At 72.6% G+C, this 16,500-nt stretch carries 17 protein-coding genes; 10 read left to right on the top strand and 7 right to left on the bottom strand.

Going from position 1 to position 16,500, the window contains the following annotated elements:
- Window positions 1-113: 113 nt before the first annotated feature.
- Entirely contained in the window at window positions 114-794 is a 681-nt protein-coding gene (locus tag ACFPM7_RS28455) for a ComF family protein (protein WP_378250903.1), read from the bottom strand.
- A 232-nt stretch (window positions 795-1,026) separates the two neighbouring features.
- Between ACFPM7_RS28455 and secA the strand changes: the two genes are divergently transcribed.
- Window positions 1,027-3,900, top strand: a complete 2,874-nt coding sequence (gene secA, locus ACFPM7_RS28450) for a preprotein translocase subunit SecA (RefSeq protein ID WP_378250901.1) — start codon at window positions 1,027-1,029, stop codon at window positions 3,898-3,900.
- 64 nt (window positions 3,901-3,964) lie between these two features.
- Complete coding sequence (locus ACFPM7_RS28445) at window positions 3,965-4,330, top strand: HAD-IA family hydrolase (protein ID WP_378250900.1); 366 nt, start codon at window positions 3,965-3,967, stop codon at window positions 4,328-4,330.
- Here the strand turns inward: ACFPM7_RS28445 and ACFPM7_RS28440 are convergent.
- Complete coding sequence (locus tag ACFPM7_RS28440) at window positions 4,307-5,065, bottom strand: TrmH family RNA methyltransferase (protein WP_378250899.1); 759 nt, start codon at window positions 5,063-5,065, stop codon at window positions 4,307-4,309. The genes ACFPM7_RS28445 and ACFPM7_RS28440 overlap by 24 nt on opposite strands.
- A 34-nt stretch (window positions 5,066-5,099) precedes the next feature.
- Here ACFPM7_RS28440 and ACFPM7_RS28435 point away from each other — a divergent pair, with 34 nt between their 5' ends.
- From ACFPM7_RS28435 to pruA, 3 genes are read left to right on the top strand one after another with little or no spacing between them, the layout of a single operon-like run.
- Window positions 5,100-6,404, top strand: a complete 1,305-nt coding sequence (locus ACFPM7_RS28435; protein ID WP_378250898.1) for a wax ester/triacylglycerol synthase family O-acyltransferase — start codon at window positions 5,100-5,102, stop codon at window positions 6,402-6,404.
- Window positions 6,405-6,408: 4 nt separating this feature from the next.
- On the top strand, window positions 6,409-6,912 hold the full coding sequence (locus ACFPM7_RS28430; RefSeq protein ID WP_378250896.1) for a DUF6912 family protein: 504 nt from the start codon (window positions 6,409-6,411) through the stop codon (window positions 6,910-6,912).
- 56 nt (window positions 6,913-6,968) lie between these two features.
- Complete coding sequence (gene pruA, locus ACFPM7_RS28425; protein WP_378250895.1) at window positions 6,969-8,597, top strand: L-glutamate gamma-semialdehyde dehydrogenase; 1,629 nt, start codon at window positions 6,969-6,971, stop codon at window positions 8,595-8,597.
- A gap of 302 nt (window positions 8,598-8,899) precedes the next feature.
- Here the strand turns inward: pruA and ACFPM7_RS28420 are convergent, their stop codons facing one another.
- Entirely contained in the window at window positions 8,900-9,751 is an 852-nt protein-coding gene (locus tag ACFPM7_RS28420; RefSeq protein ID WP_378250894.1) for an SCO4651 family lipoprotein, read from the bottom strand.
- 173 nt (window positions 9,752-9,924) lie between these two features.
- On the opposite strand from ACFPM7_RS28420, the gene ACFPM7_RS28415 reads away from it, so the two are divergent.
- The gene (locus ACFPM7_RS28415) at window positions 9,925-10,776 is read left to right on the top strand and encodes a helix-turn-helix domain-containing protein (RefSeq protein ID WP_378250893.1); all 852 of its coding nucleotides are present in this window, start codon (window positions 9,925-9,927) and stop codon (window positions 10,774-10,776) included.
- On the opposite strand, the gene rsgA is transcribed toward ACFPM7_RS28415, so the two are convergent.
- Both rsgA and aroA read right to left on the bottom strand, forming a co-directional pair.
- Window positions 10,773-11,786 carry a ribosome small subunit-dependent GTPase A gene (rsgA, locus tag ACFPM7_RS28410; RefSeq protein ID WP_378250892.1) on the bottom strand — a complete coding sequence of 338 codons (1,014 nt, stop codon included), beginning with the start codon at window positions 11,784-11,786 and terminating at the stop codon, window positions 10,773-10,775. The genes ACFPM7_RS28415 and rsgA overlap by 4 nt on opposite strands.
- A gap of 2 nt (window positions 11,787-11,788) precedes the next feature.
- Window positions 11,789-13,066, bottom strand: coding sequence for a 3-phosphoshikimate 1-carboxyvinyltransferase (gene aroA, locus ACFPM7_RS28405; RefSeq protein ID WP_378250891.1), 1,278 nt, complete (start codon window positions 13,064-13,066; stop codon window positions 11,789-11,791).
- 104 nt (window positions 13,067-13,170) lie between these two features.
- On the opposite strand from aroA, the gene ACFPM7_RS28400 reads away from it, so the two are divergent.
- Window positions 13,171-13,920 (top strand): SOS response-associated peptidase, encoded by a 750-nt coding sequence (locus ACFPM7_RS28400; protein ID WP_378250890.1) that lies wholly within the window; start codon window positions 13,171-13,173, stop codon window positions 13,918-13,920.
- The gene (locus tag ACFPM7_RS28395) at window positions 13,917-14,528 is read left to right on the top strand and encodes an alpha/beta hydrolase family protein (RefSeq protein WP_378250888.1); all 612 of its coding nucleotides are present in this window, start codon (window positions 13,917-13,919) and stop codon (window positions 14,526-14,528) included. The genes ACFPM7_RS28400 and ACFPM7_RS28395 overlap by 4 nt, the downstream gene beginning before the upstream one ends.
- Before the next feature lie 79 nt (window positions 14,529-14,607).
- Here ACFPM7_RS28395 and ACFPM7_RS28390 read toward each other — a convergent pair whose 3' ends face one another.
- Together ACFPM7_RS28390 and ybaK are read right to left on the bottom strand one after the other, a co-directional pair.
- The gene (locus ACFPM7_RS28390; protein WP_378250887.1) at window positions 14,608-14,919 is read right to left on the bottom strand and encodes a hypothetical protein; all 312 of its coding nucleotides are present in this window, start codon (window positions 14,917-14,919) and stop codon (window positions 14,608-14,610) included.
- Window positions 14,916-15,407 carry a Cys-tRNA(Pro) deacylase gene (gene ybaK / locus ACFPM7_RS28385; protein WP_378250886.1) on the bottom strand — a complete coding sequence of 164 codons (492 nt, stop codon included), beginning with the start codon at window positions 15,405-15,407 and terminating at the stop codon, window positions 14,916-14,918. Before ybaK ends, ACFPM7_RS28390 begins: the two co-directional genes overlap by 4 nt.
- Before the next feature lie 179 nt (window positions 15,408-15,586).
- On the opposite strand from ybaK, the gene ACFPM7_RS28380 reads away from it, so the two are divergent.
- The gene (locus tag ACFPM7_RS28380; RefSeq protein WP_378250885.1) at window positions 15,587-16,192 is read left to right on the top strand and encodes a sigma-70 family RNA polymerase sigma factor; all 606 of its coding nucleotides are present in this window, start codon (window positions 15,587-15,589) and stop codon (window positions 16,190-16,192) included.
- Window positions 16,189-16,470, top strand: a complete 282-nt coding sequence (gene rsrA, locus ACFPM7_RS28375) for a mycothiol system anti-sigma-R factor (protein WP_378250884.1) — start codon at window positions 16,189-16,191, stop codon at window positions 16,468-16,470. Before ACFPM7_RS28380 ends, rsrA begins: the two co-directional genes overlap by 4 nt.
- The last annotated feature ends 30 nt before the right edge of the window (window positions 16,471-16,500 follow it).

Genomic DNA, 16,500 nt, shown 5'->3' with positions numbered 1-16,500 from the left:
GATGCGAGGGAGGGCAAGTCGACGCCCGCCACGCTCGGCGGGCACGCCGCCGGTCGCGTTGGCATTGGATCGTGGGGATGGAGTCAGGGGAGGTGGGCGCGGAGCGGGGCGGGTCAGAGGGTGGCTGTGAGGGCCAGGACCGCTGTGGTGTGTACGCCGGCGTGGTGGAGGGTGGTGGCGCAGGCGGCGGCGGTGGCGCCTGTGGTGATGACGTCGTCCACCAGGAGGGTGGGTTCGCCCTGGGGTGGTGGGGTGCCGCGCAGGTGGACGCGGCCGTGGAGGTTGGCCGCTCGACCCGCGCCCGACAGGCCGACCGAGTCCCGGACGCGTCCGCGCAGGCGCAGCACGGGAGCCACCTCCGCCCGCACGCCACGACGCCGCAGCTCGCCTGCTGCCCGCCGGGCCGCCGCCTCGACGTGGTTGCCCCCGCGAGACCGCACCGCCGTCCACCGCGACGGCGCGGGCACCAGCCAGCACCGGGCCGCCGGCCCCGCCCTGGCCTGGTCGGCCGTCCTGGCCAGGACCTTCGGCACCGCCTCGGCCAAGGCAAGCCCGAACACCGCGGCCAGCTCCCGCCTGCCGCGCTCCTTGTACGCCAGGACCAGCCGCCGCGCGGGCCCCGCGTAGGCCGTCACCGCGAAGGCCCGCACACCTCCACGCAGCGCCGTTCGTCGGACCTCGAACAACCCGTCCGCCGACGACGCGCAGAGCGCGCACCACGCCACCCCGGCCGCCGAGCACCCCGCGCACCGGGCGGGAAACAGCAGGTCAAGAATCATGCGCAGCCATCTCATGACACCAGACTGCCGATTCGCGCCCGCTCGCCGAGAAAGTTGTCCACAGGTACTGCACCCATCCACAGGTCCCGTGGAAAAGTGGCAACCGGACCACGGAACCATGTAAGGCGGCGAACCGTTGCTCCAGACGGAGCGGCCTGCGCGACGAGCAGCGGGTTGCCTACGATGGCCGACAGGAGTGCGCCCGTGCGAGCGGGTGCCCGGACGAGTTATGCGAGGTCGACCTGCGATGGTGCTGTCCCGAATCCTGCGCGCCGGCGAGGGCAAGATGCTCAAGCGGCTGCGCGCCATCGCCGCGCACATCAACTCGATCGAAGAGGACGTCGTCGACCTGACCGACGACGAGCTCGCCGCCAAGACCGTCGAGTTCCGCAAGCGCCACGACGAGGGCGAAGACCTTGACGACCTGCTGCCCGAGGCGTTCGCCGTGGCGCGGGAGGCGGCCAAGCGGGTGCTCAACCAGCGGCCCTTCGACGTGCAGCTGATGGGTGGCGCGGCACTGCACCTCGGGCAGGTCTCGGAGATGAAGACCGGTGAGGGCAAGACCCTGACCTGTGTGCTCCCCGCCTACCTCAACGCCATCTCCGGCAAGGGCGTCCACGTCGTCACCACCAACGACTACCTCGCCAAGCGCGACGCCGAGTGGATGGGCCGGGTGCACCGCTTCCTCGGCCTCGAAGTCGGCGTGATCCTGGCCGAGATGACCCCGGAGCAGCGCCGCGAGGCCTACGCCTGCGACGTCACCTACGGCACGAACAACGAGTTCGGCTTCGACTACCTGCGCGACAACATGGCCTGGAGCCTGGACGACATGGTCCAGCGCAAGCACAACTACGCCATCGTCGACGAGGTCGACTCGATCCTCATCGATGAGGCCCGCACGCCGCTGATCATCTCCGGCCCGGCCGACCAGTCCAGCCGCTGGTACCAGGAGTTCGCCCGGCTGATCCCGCTGATGTCCCGCGACGTGCACTACGAGGTGGACGAGCGCAAGCGCACCGTCGGCGTCAGCGAGAAGGGCGTCGCCTACATCGAGGACCAGCTCGGCATCGACAACCTCTACGACGCCTCCAACACCCCGCTGGTCGGCTACCTGAACAACGCGCTCAAGGCCAAGGAGCTGTACAAGCGCGACAAAGACTACGTCGTCCGCGACGGCGAGGTCCTCATCGTCGACGAGTTCACCGGCCGCATCCTGGCCGGGCGCCGCTACAACGAGGGCATGCACCAGGCCATCGAGGCCAAGGAGAAGGTGGAGATCAAGGCCGAGAACCAGACTCTGGCCACGATCACCCTGCAGAACTACTTCCGCCTCTACACCAAGCTCGCGGGCATGACCGGCACCGCCGAGACCGAGGCCGCGGAGTTCTCCAACACCTACAAGCTCGGCGTCACGCCCATCCCGACGAACCGCCCGATGATCCGCGCCGACCAGGCCGACCTCATCTACAAGACCGAGGAAGCCAAGTTCCGCGCCGTCGCCGACGACATCGCCGAGCGGCACGAGAAGGGCCAGCCCGTCCTGGTCGGCACGACCAGCGTCGAGCGCTCGGAGTACCTGTCGAAGCTGCTGACCAAGATGTCCATCCCGCACAACGTGCTCAACGCCAAGCACCACGCGCGGGAGTCGGAGATCATCGCGATGGCGGGCCACCGCGGCGCGGTCACCGTCGCCACCAACATGGCGGGCCGAGGCACCGACATCAAGCTCGGCGGCAACCCCGAGCACATGGCCGAGGAGGACCTGCGCACCAGCGGCCTGGAGCCGGACTCCGAGGAGTGGCGCGCGGCGCTGCCCGCGGCGCTGGAGAAGGCCGAGAAGGACGTCGAGTCCGAGCGCGAGGACGTCCGCGCGGCGGGCGGGCTCTACGTGCTGGGCACCGAGCGCCACGAGTCCCGCCGCATCGACAACCAGCTGCGCGGCCGCTCCGGCCGACAGGGCGACCCGGGCGAGTCCCGCTTCTACCTGTCGCTGGGCGATGAGCTGATGCGCCGCTTCAACGCCGCCATGGTCGAGCGCGTCATGACCGTGCTCAACGTGCCCGACGACCAGCCCATCGAGGCCAAGATGGTCACCCGCGCGATCAAGAGCGCGCAGACCCAGGTCGAGCAGCAGAACTACGAGATCCGCAAGAACGTCCTCAAGTACGACGAGGTCATGAACCTTCAGCGCACGGTGATCTACGCCGAGCGGTTGCGCATCCTCAAGGGCGAGGACATGCACGACCAGGTCGAGCACATGATCAGCGACGTGGTCGGCGCCTACGTGAGCGGCGCGACGTCGGAGGGCTACGCCGAGGACTGGGACCACGCCAAGCTGTGGTCGGCGCTCAAGGCGCTCTACCCGATCGCCCTGACCTGGGACTCGCTCACCGAGCGCGCCGAGGGAGACGGCCGCGACCTGGACGACGAGTACCTGCGCGAGGTGCTGGTCAGCGACGCCCTCGACGCCTACCGCGCCCGCGAGGCCGACATCGATGACCGCGTCGGCGAGGGCGCGATGCGCGAGCTGGAGCGCCGCGTGATGCTCTCGGTGCTGGACCGCAAGTGGCGCGAGCACCTCTACGAGATGGACTACCTCAAGGAGGGCATCGGCCTGCGCGCGATGGCCCAGCGCGACCCGCTGATCGAGTACAAGCGCGAAGGCTACGAGATGTTCGGCACGATGCTGGAGGCGCTGAAGGAGGAGACGGTCACCTTCCTGTTCAACGTGAAGGTGGAGGCCCAGGAGCCCCAGCAGCAGAACGTGCAGCTGGCCGCCGCCCCGACCGCGCTCCCGCAGGTCCAGCAGGACCCGGCCGCCGCGGCCCGCCAGGCCGAGATGCAGGCCCGCCAAGCCCGCGCCCAGGCCGCCGCCGACGCCGCCGCTGCCGAGCGCGCCGCCGTCACCACGCAGATGGAGAAGGTCCCGGCCGCACTGCGCAACCTGGGCGGCGCGCCCCAGCAGCAGCAGCGGCTGAGCTACTCCGGTCCGGCCGAGGGCGGCGGTGTCGAGAAGTCCGGCGCAGGCGCCGCCCCCGCGGGTTCGGGCCAGGGCACCCGCCGCGAGCGTCGCCAGGCCGCCCGCGACGACGCCAAGAAGGGCGGCAAGAAGCGCCGCTGATCCGCCATCCCGCTGCCGGGGCGCGCTCGCCGCGCCCCGGCAGCGCTGTCTCCACTGGAGAGCGATGTACCAAGCGCTGATTGTCGACTACGCGGGCACCTACACCGATCCTGAGATCGCGGAGGCGGTGGAAGCCGCCCGGGTCAAGGGATTCCGAACCGCGCTGCTGTCCAATGCGGACAGGACGCCCGGCGGGCTGCCCGAGGTGTTCGACGCCGTGGTGGTCTCCGGCGAGGTCGGTTTCGGCAAACCGGACGAGCGCATCTACGAGCTGGCGGCGCGCCGTATCGGGGTCGACGCGGCGGCGTGCGTGTACGTCGACGACATCCGCGCGTTCGTCCTCGGGGCGGTGGCCGTGGGCATGACCGGCGTCCACCACACCTCCCCGGAGGCCACCGCCGAGGAGCTATCGGCGCTGCTGGGCCTCTGAGCGGCGGACCAGCTCGAAGCACAGCACCGCCGCGGCGCTGGCCACGTTCAGCGACTCGACACCGCCGGCCATCGGGATCGACACCCAGTCGCTGACGTGCGCGCGAACCTCCGGCGACACCCCGTTGGTCTCCCCGCCCAGCACGAACGCGCAGCGCTGGGGCAGCTCGGCGGAGAACACCGTGGCGCGCGCGTCGGCGGCCAGGCCGACGAGCGGGTAGCCCGCCGCGCGCAGCGCCTCGGCGGCCTCCACGGCGGTGTAGCAGCGCAGCACGGGGGCGGTGAACGCCACGCCCGCCGACGCCTTGACCACCAGCGGGTCCAGCCCGGCCACCCCGCGCCGGGGCACCACGATCCCGCCGACGCCGGCCGCCGTCGCCGTGCGCAGGATCATCCCCACGTTGGCCGGGGTGGTGATCCCGTCGAGCAGCAGCACCGTGCGCGGGGGCGAGGCCAGCGCGGCGGCCAGCGGGCGCATGCGGGGGGCCACGACGTCGGCCAGCACGCCTTGGTCCTGCTTGCCGTTGCCCGCCAGCACCTTCACCCGCTGCGGGGTCGCCCGCTGCACGGCGACGCCGCGCTCGCGGGCGGCGCGCAGGATCTCCGGGGCGCGGGCGTTGTCGGCCAGCAGCACCTTGTCGATGGTCAGGGTGCGGTCGGCGAGCGCTTCCAGGACCGGCTTGCGGCCGTACACGGTGAGGAAGCGGTCTTTCGGCGATGCGGTGTCGGAGGCCACAGCCGTCAAGGATGGCATGTGCCAGGATCAGCCAATGCCCGACCGCCTCTCCGCGCTCGACGCCGCCCTGCTGGCGTCCGACGACCCGGCCACGCCGCGGCACGTCGGCTCCGTCGCGGTGTTCCGGCGGCCCCGGTCGGGCTTCGACTACGCCCGCCTGGTCGAGCTGGTGCAGCGCCGCCTGCCGCTGGTGCCGCACTACCGGCAGAAGGTCGCCGCCGTGCCCGGCAGACTCGCCCGGCCGGTGTGGGTGGACGACCCGGACTTCGACGTCACCCACCACGTGCGCCGCTCGGCGCTGCCCCGCCCCGGCGGCGACGCGCAGCTGTTCGACCTGGTCGCCCGGCTGATGGCCCGCCCGCTCGACCAGACCAGGCCGCTGTGGGAGGCCTACCTGGTCGAGGGGCTCGCCCACGGGCACGTCGCGCTCATCACCAAGACCCACCAGGCCCTGGTCGACGGCGTGCGCACCGTCGACTTCGCCCAGGTCCTGCTGGACGAGTCGCCCAGGGCCGCCGACGACCCCGAGCCCGCCTGGCGGCCGCGCCGCCAGCCCGGCCCGCTGCGCCTGCTCGCCGACGCCGTCACCGACACCCTGCTGCGCCCGTCGGAGCTGGTCGAGAACGCCCGCGCGGCCGTCTCCGACGTCGTGGCCGCCACCGGCCGCGTCGCCGACGCGGTCACCGACGCGGTCGGCATCACCCAGCGCGGGCCGCTGCGGGTCACCGTCGGCCGGGCGCGGCTGTTCGCGGTGGCGCGGGCCCGGCTGGGCGACTTGCGCGCCGTGCGGGCCGAGCACGGCGGTACCGTCAACGACGTGGTGCTCGCGGTGGTGGCCGGGGCGCTGCGGGCCTGGCTGATGTCCCGCGGCGAGCCCATCGCCCCGGTGCGCGCGCTGGCCCCGGTGGCCGTCAGCGACGCGCCGAGGGTCGAGCCGCACGTCATCGACCTGCCGCTGGCCGAGCCCGACCCGGTGCGCAGGCTGCGCGCGATCAGCGAGGCGATGGGCGAGCACCGGCACTCGGTGCCCGCCGCGGTGCTGCGCCGCATGGGCGGGTTGCAGTCCCTGGGCGCGCGCACGGCCGCGTCGGGGCGCGGGTTCACCCTCGCGGTGACCAACGTGCCCGGCCCGCAGGCGCCGCTGTACGCGGGCGGCGCGCGGATGACCGAGGTGTTCCCGGTCATGCCGCTGGTCCGCGACCAGGCGCTGGCCGTCGGCGTCACCTCCTACGACGGCGGTGTCTACTTCGGCCTCACCGCTGACCGCGCTGCGCTGTCCGATGTGGACGTGCTGGCCGAGCGGCTGGGGGATTCCTTGGCAGAACTAGTGAAAGCGTGATCAGGTGAGGGTGTACATCCCGGCGACGGTGGCCATGCTCAAGGCGCTGAGCACCGATGGTGAGCTGGCCGCGATCGGCGGCACCGCGTTCGCGCTGACCCCGGCGCTGCGCGAGTCCTACGCCACCGGCGGGGACGAGGAGCTGGAGTACGCGGCGATGCTCGACGCCGCGCGCGCCTCGCTGCGCCTGCTCAACGCCGAGCTGGAGAAGGACCCGGACGCGCCGGTGCGCCGCGCGGTGGTCTCCGCCGACGTCGACGGCGCCGAGCTGCGCCCGGACCTGGACTACGCGGTGGTCAAGCTGGCCGGGCCGGTGCCGGTGAAGGTCGTGGCTGCCGTGCACCTGGACACCCCCGAGGCCGAGGACGCCGTGCGCGCCGCCGCCGCCGTGGTCGACGCCGCCGACCTGGGCGACCCCGACGCCGAGTTCACCCTGGGCGACGCCGAGGACCACGAACTGGCCTGGTACGCCCCGCAGGAACTGCCCTTCCTGCTGGAGCTGATGTAGACATCCCATGACAGGATGAAGCCGCACACCCCTGCGACAAGGAGGCGAACCACACGATGGACGCCGTTTCGTCCGTTCCCGCCCCGGCCAACGAGCCGGTCGACACCTACGCCCCCGGCACGCCCCGGCGCGAGTCGCTGGCCCGGCGCATCAGCGAGCTGGCGGGCGAGCAGGTCGAGCTGACCATGACCATTGGCGGCGAGCAGCGGATGGCGGGCGGTGACCGCGTCGACGTCGTGCAGCCGCACAACCACGCCCACGTGCTCGGCGTCACCGCCCAGGCCACCCACGCCGACGTCGCCGACGCCGTCGCCGCCGCCAAGAAGGCCGCCCCCGCCTGGCGCGAGCTGCCCTTCGACGAGCGCGCCGCCGTCCTGCTGCGCGCCGCCGACCTGCTCGCGGGCCCCTGGCGCGACACCATCAACGCCGCGACCGTCCTCGGCCAGTCCAAGTCCGTCCAGCAGGCCGAGATCGACGCCGCCTGCGAGATGATCGACTTCTGGCGCTTCAACGTCGCCTTCGGCAGGCGCATCCTGCAGGAGCAGCCGGAGTCCGCCCCGGGCATCTGGAACCGCTTCGACCACCGCCCGCTCGACGGCTTCGTCACCGCGATCACGCCGTTCAACTTCACCGCCATCGCGGGCAACCTGCCCACCGCGCCCGCGCTGATGGGCAACACCGTCGTCTGGAAGCCCTCCCCGACCCAGGGCCTCGCCGCGCACCTGACCATGCGCCTGCTGGAGGCCGCGGGCCTGCCGCCCGGCGTGATCAACCTGGTCACCGGCGACGGCCACGCCGTCAGCGAGGTCGCCATGACCGACCCGGACTTCGCGGGCCTGCACTTCACCGGCTCCACCGCGACCTTCAAGGCGCTGTGGCGGCTCATCGGCGACAACCTCGACACCTACCGCTCCTACCCGCGCATCGTCGGGGAGACCGGCGGCAAGGACTTCGTCGTCGCCCACCCCTCCGCCGACCCGACCGCTGTCGCCATCGGCCTGGTCCGCGGCGCGTTCGAGTACCAGGGCCAGAAGTGCTCGGCGGCCTCGCGCGCCTACATCGCCCGCTCCCTGTGGGAGGGCGGCCTGCGCGAACAGCTGGTCGACACCGCGAAGTCGCTGTCCTACGGCGACGTCACCGACTTCTCCCACTTCGGCGGCGCGGTCATCGACGCGCGCGCCTTCGCCAAGCACAAGACCGCCCTGGAGGCCGCCGCGGCGAACTCCAGCATCGAGGTCCTGGCGGGCGGCACCGCCGACGACTCGGTCGGCTACTTCGTCCAGCCCACCGTCCTGCTCGGCAGCGACCCCCTGCAGGACCCCTTCACGACCGAGTACTTCGGCCCCATCCTCGCCGTCCACGTCTACGACGACGCCGACTACGCCAAGGTCCTGGAACTGGTCGACACCTCGACCCCGTACGCCCTGACCGGCGCGGTGTTCGCCACCGACCGCGCCGCCGTCGAGCAGGCCCACAAGGCCCTGCGCTTCAGCGCGGGCAACTTCTACATCAACGACAAGCCCACCGGCGCCGTCGTCGGCCAGCAGCCCTTCGGCGGCTCCCGCGCCTCCGGCACCAACGACAAGGCGGGCTCCATCTACAACCTCCAGCGCTGGGTCAGCCCGCGCTCGATCAAGGAGACCTTCGTCCCGCCGACCGCCCACGGCTACCCGCACATGGGCTGACACCCCCCGCCGAACGCCCCCGCACCCACAGTGCGGGGGCGTTCGCGCGTCGGGGCCAGGGACGGGGGAGAACGGACCGAGAGGGGAGAGAGGGGAGGAGGAGCATGAGGGAGAGGCGAGGGTGCGAGGGCAGGAAGCGAGAGGCGAGAGAAGGAGCCACCGCCACCACACTCTCGCAGCGCGCCACCCCATCGGACCCACCACAACGCCACGGAACATCACCGCACGATCGCCAAACACAAACGGCCCAGGCAACCCCTGCCCGGGCCGTTCGCGGATGAAGAAGTCAGTGCAAGCCGGGCTCAGTAGCCGGGCATCTCACCGATCTCGCTGGCCTTCGGAGCCGACACGTCGACCGGCGCACCCCAGTCGGTGTAGTCGGCCTGCACCTTGACGTTCTGCCCCATGACCTTCATCTCGGTCACGAACCGCAGCGGCAGGTCCTCGTTGTTGACCCACACGTCGTAGGTGACGGTCTTGACGCCCGCCTTCTCCAGCTCCTTCACCGCGGTCGGGTCGATGCCGAGGTTGTTGTCCTCGCCCAGCTTCGACAGCTCGACCTCGATGGTGTACTTCTTGGCCTCTTCACCGTCGACCGAGTCGGCCTTGACGTCCTTGATCGTGCCGCTCTGCGCGAGCTGCTCCAGCATCAGCCGGGGGTCCGCCTTCTCGACGGTGTCCATGACGCCGCCCATCTGCGCGGCCATCGGGTTGCTGGTGTCCTCCGGGTCGATCTTGACCCACGGCTTGCTGGAGTCCGGCAGCACGCCCGCGGGCATCTTGATGTAGATGATGCCCTCCAGCAGGCGCATCTCCATCTCGCCGAGGCCCGGCATCGTCATCGTCATCTGCATCGCGGTGTCGGCGCCCGCGAACTTGAAGACGCCGTCGGCGTCGATGTTCTGACCGGCGGCCGAGGTCTTCATCGAGACCTTGGCGCTCTGCGCGCTGGTGCTCTTCGCGCTGACCGCGTCGCTGAGCGCCTTGATGCTGTCGAACGCGCCGGAGCCCGCGTCGCCGCCGCCACCGCCCGCGGTCGTCTGCGGCGCGCCGCCGCCCGGCGTGCCGGGCACGCCCGGCGTCGTCCCCCCGCAGCCCGCGAGCGCCAGACCGGCCACTGCCAGCCCGGCCACCAGCAGTTTTGTCTTGCCCATGAGGTCCCCTTGCTCCATCGGTGTACGAAACCTGGACGTCCTTGACGGCAGGCCGGTTCCGCTCTCAGTGATGCCCGTTCGAATGCCGCGACTCTACGAAACCCCACCGACGCGAATCCCAGGGCCCTCGCCGCTCGTTGATCCGGGCAGTCGTGACAGAGAGGTACTGGCCGATGACACTTTCCCCGTCCCCGCACTGGTCGCCCGCGTTCGCCCCGTGGCCCTCCGCCGCGCCCGCGCGCAGTGACCAGCCCGAGCGGCAGGCCGCGCCCGCCGACGCGCGTGGACTGCCCGCCGAGGTGCTGGGGCATCTGCGCAGGCAGGTCGTGGCCGCGGTGGAGGCGGGGATCGCGCAGGTCGAGGCGGCGCGGCGGTTCGGGGTCTCCCGGCAGACCGTCGGGCTGTGGGTGCGCGACTACCGCAACCGCGGCGAGGGCGCGTTCCGGCCGGGCAGGCGTGGCCGCAAGCCGGGGGAGCAGCTGGCGCTGACCACCGAGCAGCAGCTGGCGATCGCCTCCGCCGTCGCGGCCGGGGCGCCCGAGTCCGCCGGTCTGGACCACCTCCTGTGGAGCAGGCAGGCCGTGGTCGACCTCGTCGCCGCCCGCTTCGGCCTCGGACTCGGGGCGGCCACCGCGGGCAACTACCTCGTCCGCTGGGGCTTCCCGCTGCCCCAGGACCTGCTGAGGTCCCTGCGCCGCACGTCGTCGGAGCCCGACCGGGCGACCTGGCTGGCGGGCGCCGAGGTGGTCTGGATCGGCCACGCCGCGCCCGCCTGGTGCCCCGGCGCGCTGCGGCCGACGCTGGTGCAGGCGGTGTCCAACCGGGGCGCGCTGACCTTCCTCGCCGCCGACCCCGCCGACGCCGACGCGGTGCACGGCTTCGTGGACCGGCTCATCCGCCAGACCGCGCGCCGCTTCAACGTCGTCGTCACCTGGCAGCCCGAGGGCCACGAACAGGTCCCCGACGTCCTCAGCCACGGCGAGGCCACCGCCGCGATCCGCTTCCTGCCCGCTGAGACGGCCTAGGCCTCGCCCGGGTCCTCGGCGCCCGCGCGCGAGGCCAGCAGCCTGCGCAGCGAGGCCAGCCGACCCGGCCGCGCCTCGCCGGAGGCGATGACCGAGTCCAGGTAGCAGTCGGGGTCCTCCGGGGAGCCGCGGTGCCCGCAGCCCGGCGGGCACTCCTCGGCGACCGCGACGAACTCCGGGAACGCCGCGACGATGTCGTCGGGCTCGATGTGGGCCAGGCCGAAGGAGCGGATGCCCGGGGTGTCGACCACCCAGCCGCCGCCCGGCAGCGGCAGCGCCACGGCCGTCACCGAGGTGTGCTTGCCCTTGCCGACCGCGCTGACCTCGCCGGTGCGCCGGGCGGCGTCGGGCACCAGCCGGTTCACCAGGGTCGACTTCCCCACCCCGGAGTGCCCGACCAGGGCGGACACCCCGCCTGCCAGCATGCCGCGCAGCTCGGCGGGCTCGTCGTCGCGGCGGGTCACCACGACCGGGAAGTCCAGGTCGGCGTACGCCGCGAGCAGCGCGTCCGGCTCGGCCAGGTCCGCCTTCGTCAGGCACAGAACCGGCTCCAGCCCGCCCGCGTAGGCCGCGACCAGGCAGCGGTCGATGAACCCCTGCCGCGGCGGCGGATCAGCCAGCGCGCACACGATGAGCAGCCGCTCGGCGTTGGCCACCACGACCCGCTCGAACGGGTCGGTGTCGTCGGCGGTGCGGCGCAGCACGCTGCCGCGCTCGGCGACCCGCACGATCCTGGCCAGCGTGTCCACCGCGCCCGAGGTGTCGCCGACGACGTCCACCGCGTCACCGATCACCACCGAGGTGCGGCCCAGCTCGCGGGCCCGCATCGCCACCACCAGGTGCGCCGGGTCGCCGTCGACCGCGCACGTCCAGCGCCCGCGGTCCTTGCCGACGACCATCGCCGTCACCGCGTCGGCGTGCGCGGGCCTGCGCTTGGACCGGGGCCGGGTGCCCTTGCCCGGGCGGACCCGCACGTCGCTCTCGTCCAGCTTGCTCCAGTCGCGGGCCACGGCTACGCGCCCAGCATCCGCGCCCACATCTCCGGGAAGTCCGGCAGTGTCTTCGCGGTCGTGCCGATGTCGTCGACCGCCACCCCCTCCACCCGCAGGCCGACGATCGCGCCCGCGGTCGCCATCCGGTGGTCGGCGTAGGCCCGCCACGGGCCGCCGCGCAGCTGCCGTGGCCGGATCACCAGGCCGTCGGCGGTCTCCTCGACATCGCCGCCCAGGCCGTTGACCTCGGCGGCGAGCGCGGCGAGGCGGTCGGTCTCGTGCCCGCGCAGGTGCGCGATGCCGCGCAGCACCGACGGGCCGTCGGCCAGCGCGGCGAGCGCGGCGACGGTCGGGGCCAGCTCGCCCTCGGCGCTGAGGTCGACATCGATGCCGGTGAGCCCGGCGCCGCGCACGGTCAGCGCGCCGCCGTCGAGGGTGACCCGCGCACCCATGTCGGACAGGATGCGGCGGATCGCGTCGCCGGGCTGGGTCGTGGTCGACGGCCAGCCGGTGACGGTGACCTCGCCGCCGGTCACCGCGGCCGCGGCCAGGAACGGCGTGGCGTTGGACAGGTCCGGCTCGACCGCCCAGTCGCGCACCGCGACCGGGCCGGGCTCCACGCGCCAGGTGTCGGGCTCGGAGTCGTCCACCGCGACGCCGGCCTCGCGCAGCATCGCCACCGTCATCTCGATGTGCGGCATCGACGGCACGGGCCTGCCCTCGTGGCGCACGGTCAGGCCCTTGTCGTAGCCCGCGCCGGAGAGCAGCAGTCCGCTGACGAACTGCGAGGACGCCGAGGCGTCGATGGTCACCTGGCCGCCGGGCAGCGCGCCCGTCCCGGCCAGGGTGAACGGCAGCGCGTCGCCGTCGACGGCGGCGCCCAGGGCGCGCAGCGCGCCGAGGATCGTGCCCATCGGCCGCTCGCGGGCGCGCGGGTCGCCGTCGAAGCGCACCTCGCCGTCGGCCAGGGCGGCCAGCGGCGGCACGAACCGCATCACGGTGCCCGCCAGGCCGCAGTCGATGACGGCGGGACCGCGCAGACCCGAGTGCGCGCCGAGCACGACGGTGTCCCTGTCGGCCCCGCCGACCCCGCCGACCTCGACTGGCACGCCCAGCGCGCGCAGCGCGCCGGTCATCAGGTCGGCGTCGCGCCCGCGCAGCGCCCCGGTGACCCGGGACGCGCCGCCGCTGAGCGCGGCGAGCACCAGCGCCCGGTTCGTGATCGACTTGGAGCCGGGGACGGTTACCGTGGCGTGCACGGGTGCGGTGGCGACGGGTGCTGACCAGGGCTGCGGCATGGGCCCATCCTCGCTTACCCGCGCGTGGACCAGGTCATCGGCTCGCCCGCGCGGGTGGGCCGTGTCACGATTCGGGTCGGCTCTTTCGGAAGGTGGGCAGCAGAGTGTGCGGGAGGTACGCGGCCACGAAGGACCCGGCCACACTGGCGGCCGAGTTCGACGCCATCGACACCCTCGGCGAGGACGCCCCCGGCGCGGACTACAACGTCGCGCCCACCAAGAACGTCGTGGCCGTGGTGCAGCGCCACCCGCGCGACGCCGACGGCGAGGCCGACGAGTCCACCACCGAGCGCACGCTGCGGCTGATGAAGTGGGGCCTGGTCCCGCACTGGGCCAAGGACGCCTCCGGCGGCGCGAAGATGATGAACGCCCGCTCCGAGAGCGCCGCCGAGAAGCCCTCGTTCAAGCAGTCCCTCGCCCGCCGCCGCTGCATCATGCCCGCCGACGGCTGGTACGAGTGGAAACGCGACGGCAAGGCCAAGTTCCCGTTCTTCACCACGCCCAAGGACGGGTCGAGCCTGGCGATGGCGGGCCTGTGGTCGACCTGGCGCGACAAGTCCGACCCGGACGCGCCGGTCCTGATCACCTGCTCGGTGCTGACCACCGACGCCGTCGGCCCGCTCGCCGAGATCCACCACCGCATGCCGCTGCTGCTCACCCCCGACGACTGGGACTTCTGGCTCGACCCCGACCGCACGGACGTCTCCACGCTGCTGCGCCCGGTGTCCGAGGACGTGGTCGACGGCCTGGAGCTGCGTCCCATCTCCGACGCGGTCAACAGCGTCCGCAACAACAACGCCGACCTGCTCAAGCGCACCGAGCACGAGGCCGCCGACCTCGACCTCTTCTCATGAGCAGCACCACGATCGACACCCCGCACGGCCCGGCCAGGGCCGAACTGCACTGCGCCGCCGAGGGCCGCGCCGCCCTGCTGCTCGGCCACGGCGCGGGCGGCGGCATCGGCGCCCCCGACCTCGTCGCCGCCACCCGCGGCGCCACCGCGGCGGGCGTGCACGTCGCCCTGATCGAACAGCCCTACCGCGTCGCCGGACGCCGCGCCCCGGCGCCGGCCGGGCAGCTGGACACGGCGTGGCTGGCGGTGTCCGGGCACCTGGCCAAGCTGTGGTTCGCCGAGCTGCCGCTGCTCTTCGGCGGCCGCTCCTCCGGCGCCCGCGTCGCCTGCCGCACCGCCGAAGCGGGCGATGCCGTCGGCGTCCTCTGCCTGGCCTTCCCCGTGCACCCCCCGGGCAAGCCGGAGAAGTCCCGCATGCCCGAACTGGACGCCGTCACCGTCCCGGTGCTGATCGTCCAGGGCGAGAACGACCCCTTCGGCCAGCCCACCCCGGCCCACCACCGCGAGATCGTCGCCCTGCCCGGCGACCACTCCCTCAAACGCGAGCCCGCCACCCTGTCCCGCTCGGTCGAGGAGTGGCTGGGCCGCATCCTGCGCCCGCTGGACTAGCCCGTGTTTCCGATGTGGGGTGCGGGCGAACTGATCACGACTCTCCCGCACCCCACATCGGAAACACGGCCTAGCCCGGTCACCGCGCGAGCGCCACCGTCTGGACGTCGCCGTCCGGGGACAGCGAGCCGATCGCCGCGGCCACGTCGGCGACCTGGACGGCGAGGTGGCAGGCGATGCCGTCCAGCACCACCTCCCACCCGTCGACCTGGGCGCTGACCTCGATCGCCGAGCCGTCGACCAGCGCGAAGTCGAGGTGGCGCACGACGTGCACGATGGCGTCGACGGCGTAGGCCGACACCGCCACGACATCGGCCCAGGCCAGCTCGATCGCCCGTCCGTCCGCCCCGACCACCCGGAATCCGTCCGCTGTCGGCTCCACGCGCGTCATCCGGCCACCGCCTGGCGCGCCGCGATGTCGGCGACGGTGGCCGAGAGCAGGGCCACCAGGTCGGTCGCGGCGAGTTCGATCTCCAGGCCGCGCCTGCCGCCCGAGCAGAACATCGTCGGCAGGTCCAGGGCCGAGGAGTCCAAGGCCGTCGGCAGGCGCTTGCGCTGCCCGAGCGGGGAGATGCCGCCCGCCACGTACCCGGTGACCCGCTCGGCCACCGCGACATCGGCCATCTTCGCCTTCTTGCCGCCCAGGGCCGCCGCCAGCGCCTTGAGGTCCAGCTGCGCGTCGACCGGGACGATCCCGACCGACAGCGCGCCGTCGACCTCGGCCAGCAGCGTCTTGAACACCCGGTCGGGTGAGACGCCCATCGCCGCCGCCGCCTCCAGGCCGAACGGCTGGCGCGGATCGTGCTCGTAGGCGTGCACGGAATGCGCGATCTTGTGCTTGACCAGCAGAGCTGTCGCCGGTGTGCCTCGTCCTGCCACGGGGCACCACCCTAGGGAATGCCGGGCGGGGCGACCGCGTTGAGGTTGACGTGTCCACCGAAATGCTCCTTGAGCGCCCAACGTCACGCCGCGCCAGTGGCTCGGCCCACAGCCGGACCGGCCGGGCCCGGGTAACCTCGGTGAAGCCACAAGCGCGCCTGAACACGGGAAGGAACGCGGTGCCCCAGACGGAGGCCAACACCGCCGTTGAGCTGGCCGAACGCTTCGAGCGCGACGCCATGCCGCTGCTGGACCAGCTCTACGCGGCCGCTCTGCGGATGACGCGCAACCCCGCCGACGCCGAGGACCTGGTCCAGGAGACCTTCCTCAAGGCGTACGCGGCGTTCGCCTCGTTCCGCGAGGGAACCAACCTCAAGGCCTGGATGTACCGCATCCTGACCAACACCTACATCAACAGCTACCGCAAGAAGCAGCGCCAGCCGCAGCAGTCGCCCACCGACGAGATCGCCGACTGGCAGCTCGCCCGCGCCGAGCAGCACACCTCGACCGGGTTGCGCAGCGCGGAGATGGACGCACTCGACCAGCTGCCCGACACTGACGTGAAGGCCGCGCTGCAGCAGCTGCCCGAGGAGTTCCGGCTGGCCGTGTACCTGGCCGACGTCGAGGGCTTCGCCTACAAGGAGATCGCCGAGATCATGGGCACGCCCATCGGTACGGTGATGTCCCGACTGCACCGGGGTCGGCGCCAGCTGCGCGAGCAGCTGGCCGACGTGGCCCGCGAGCGCGGGTTCCTGCGGACGGCGAAACAGGAGGTCGGACGGTGAGCTGCGGTAACCACCACAAGACCTCCTGCACGGACGTGCTCAGCGAGGTGTGGGAGTTCCTCGACCAGGAGTGCGACCCGCAGCGCAGGGCGGCCCTGCAGGAGCACTTGGACGAGTGCAGCCCCTGCCTGGAGGAGTACGGGCTGGAGGAGCACCTGAAGCTGCTGCTCGCCCGCAAGTGCGGCGGCGACTCGGCCACCATCGAGTTCAAGGAGCGGCTGCGCGCCTCGATCAGGGCGACGGTCATCGAGTACAAGGGCGCGCCACCCCAGACATGAGAAAGGCCCCGGTCGCCCGGGGCCTTTTTC

It is taken from the genome of Actinokineospora guangxiensis (assembly GCF_042657845.1).
In the GTDB taxonomy this organism is placed as follows: Bacteria; Actinomycetota; Actinomycetes; order Mycobacteriales; family Pseudonocardiaceae; genus Actinokineospora; species Actinokineospora guangxiensis.
The sequence above is the reverse complement of the archived record's forward strand: the minus strand, read 5'-3'. Positions and strand labels throughout refer to the sequence as shown.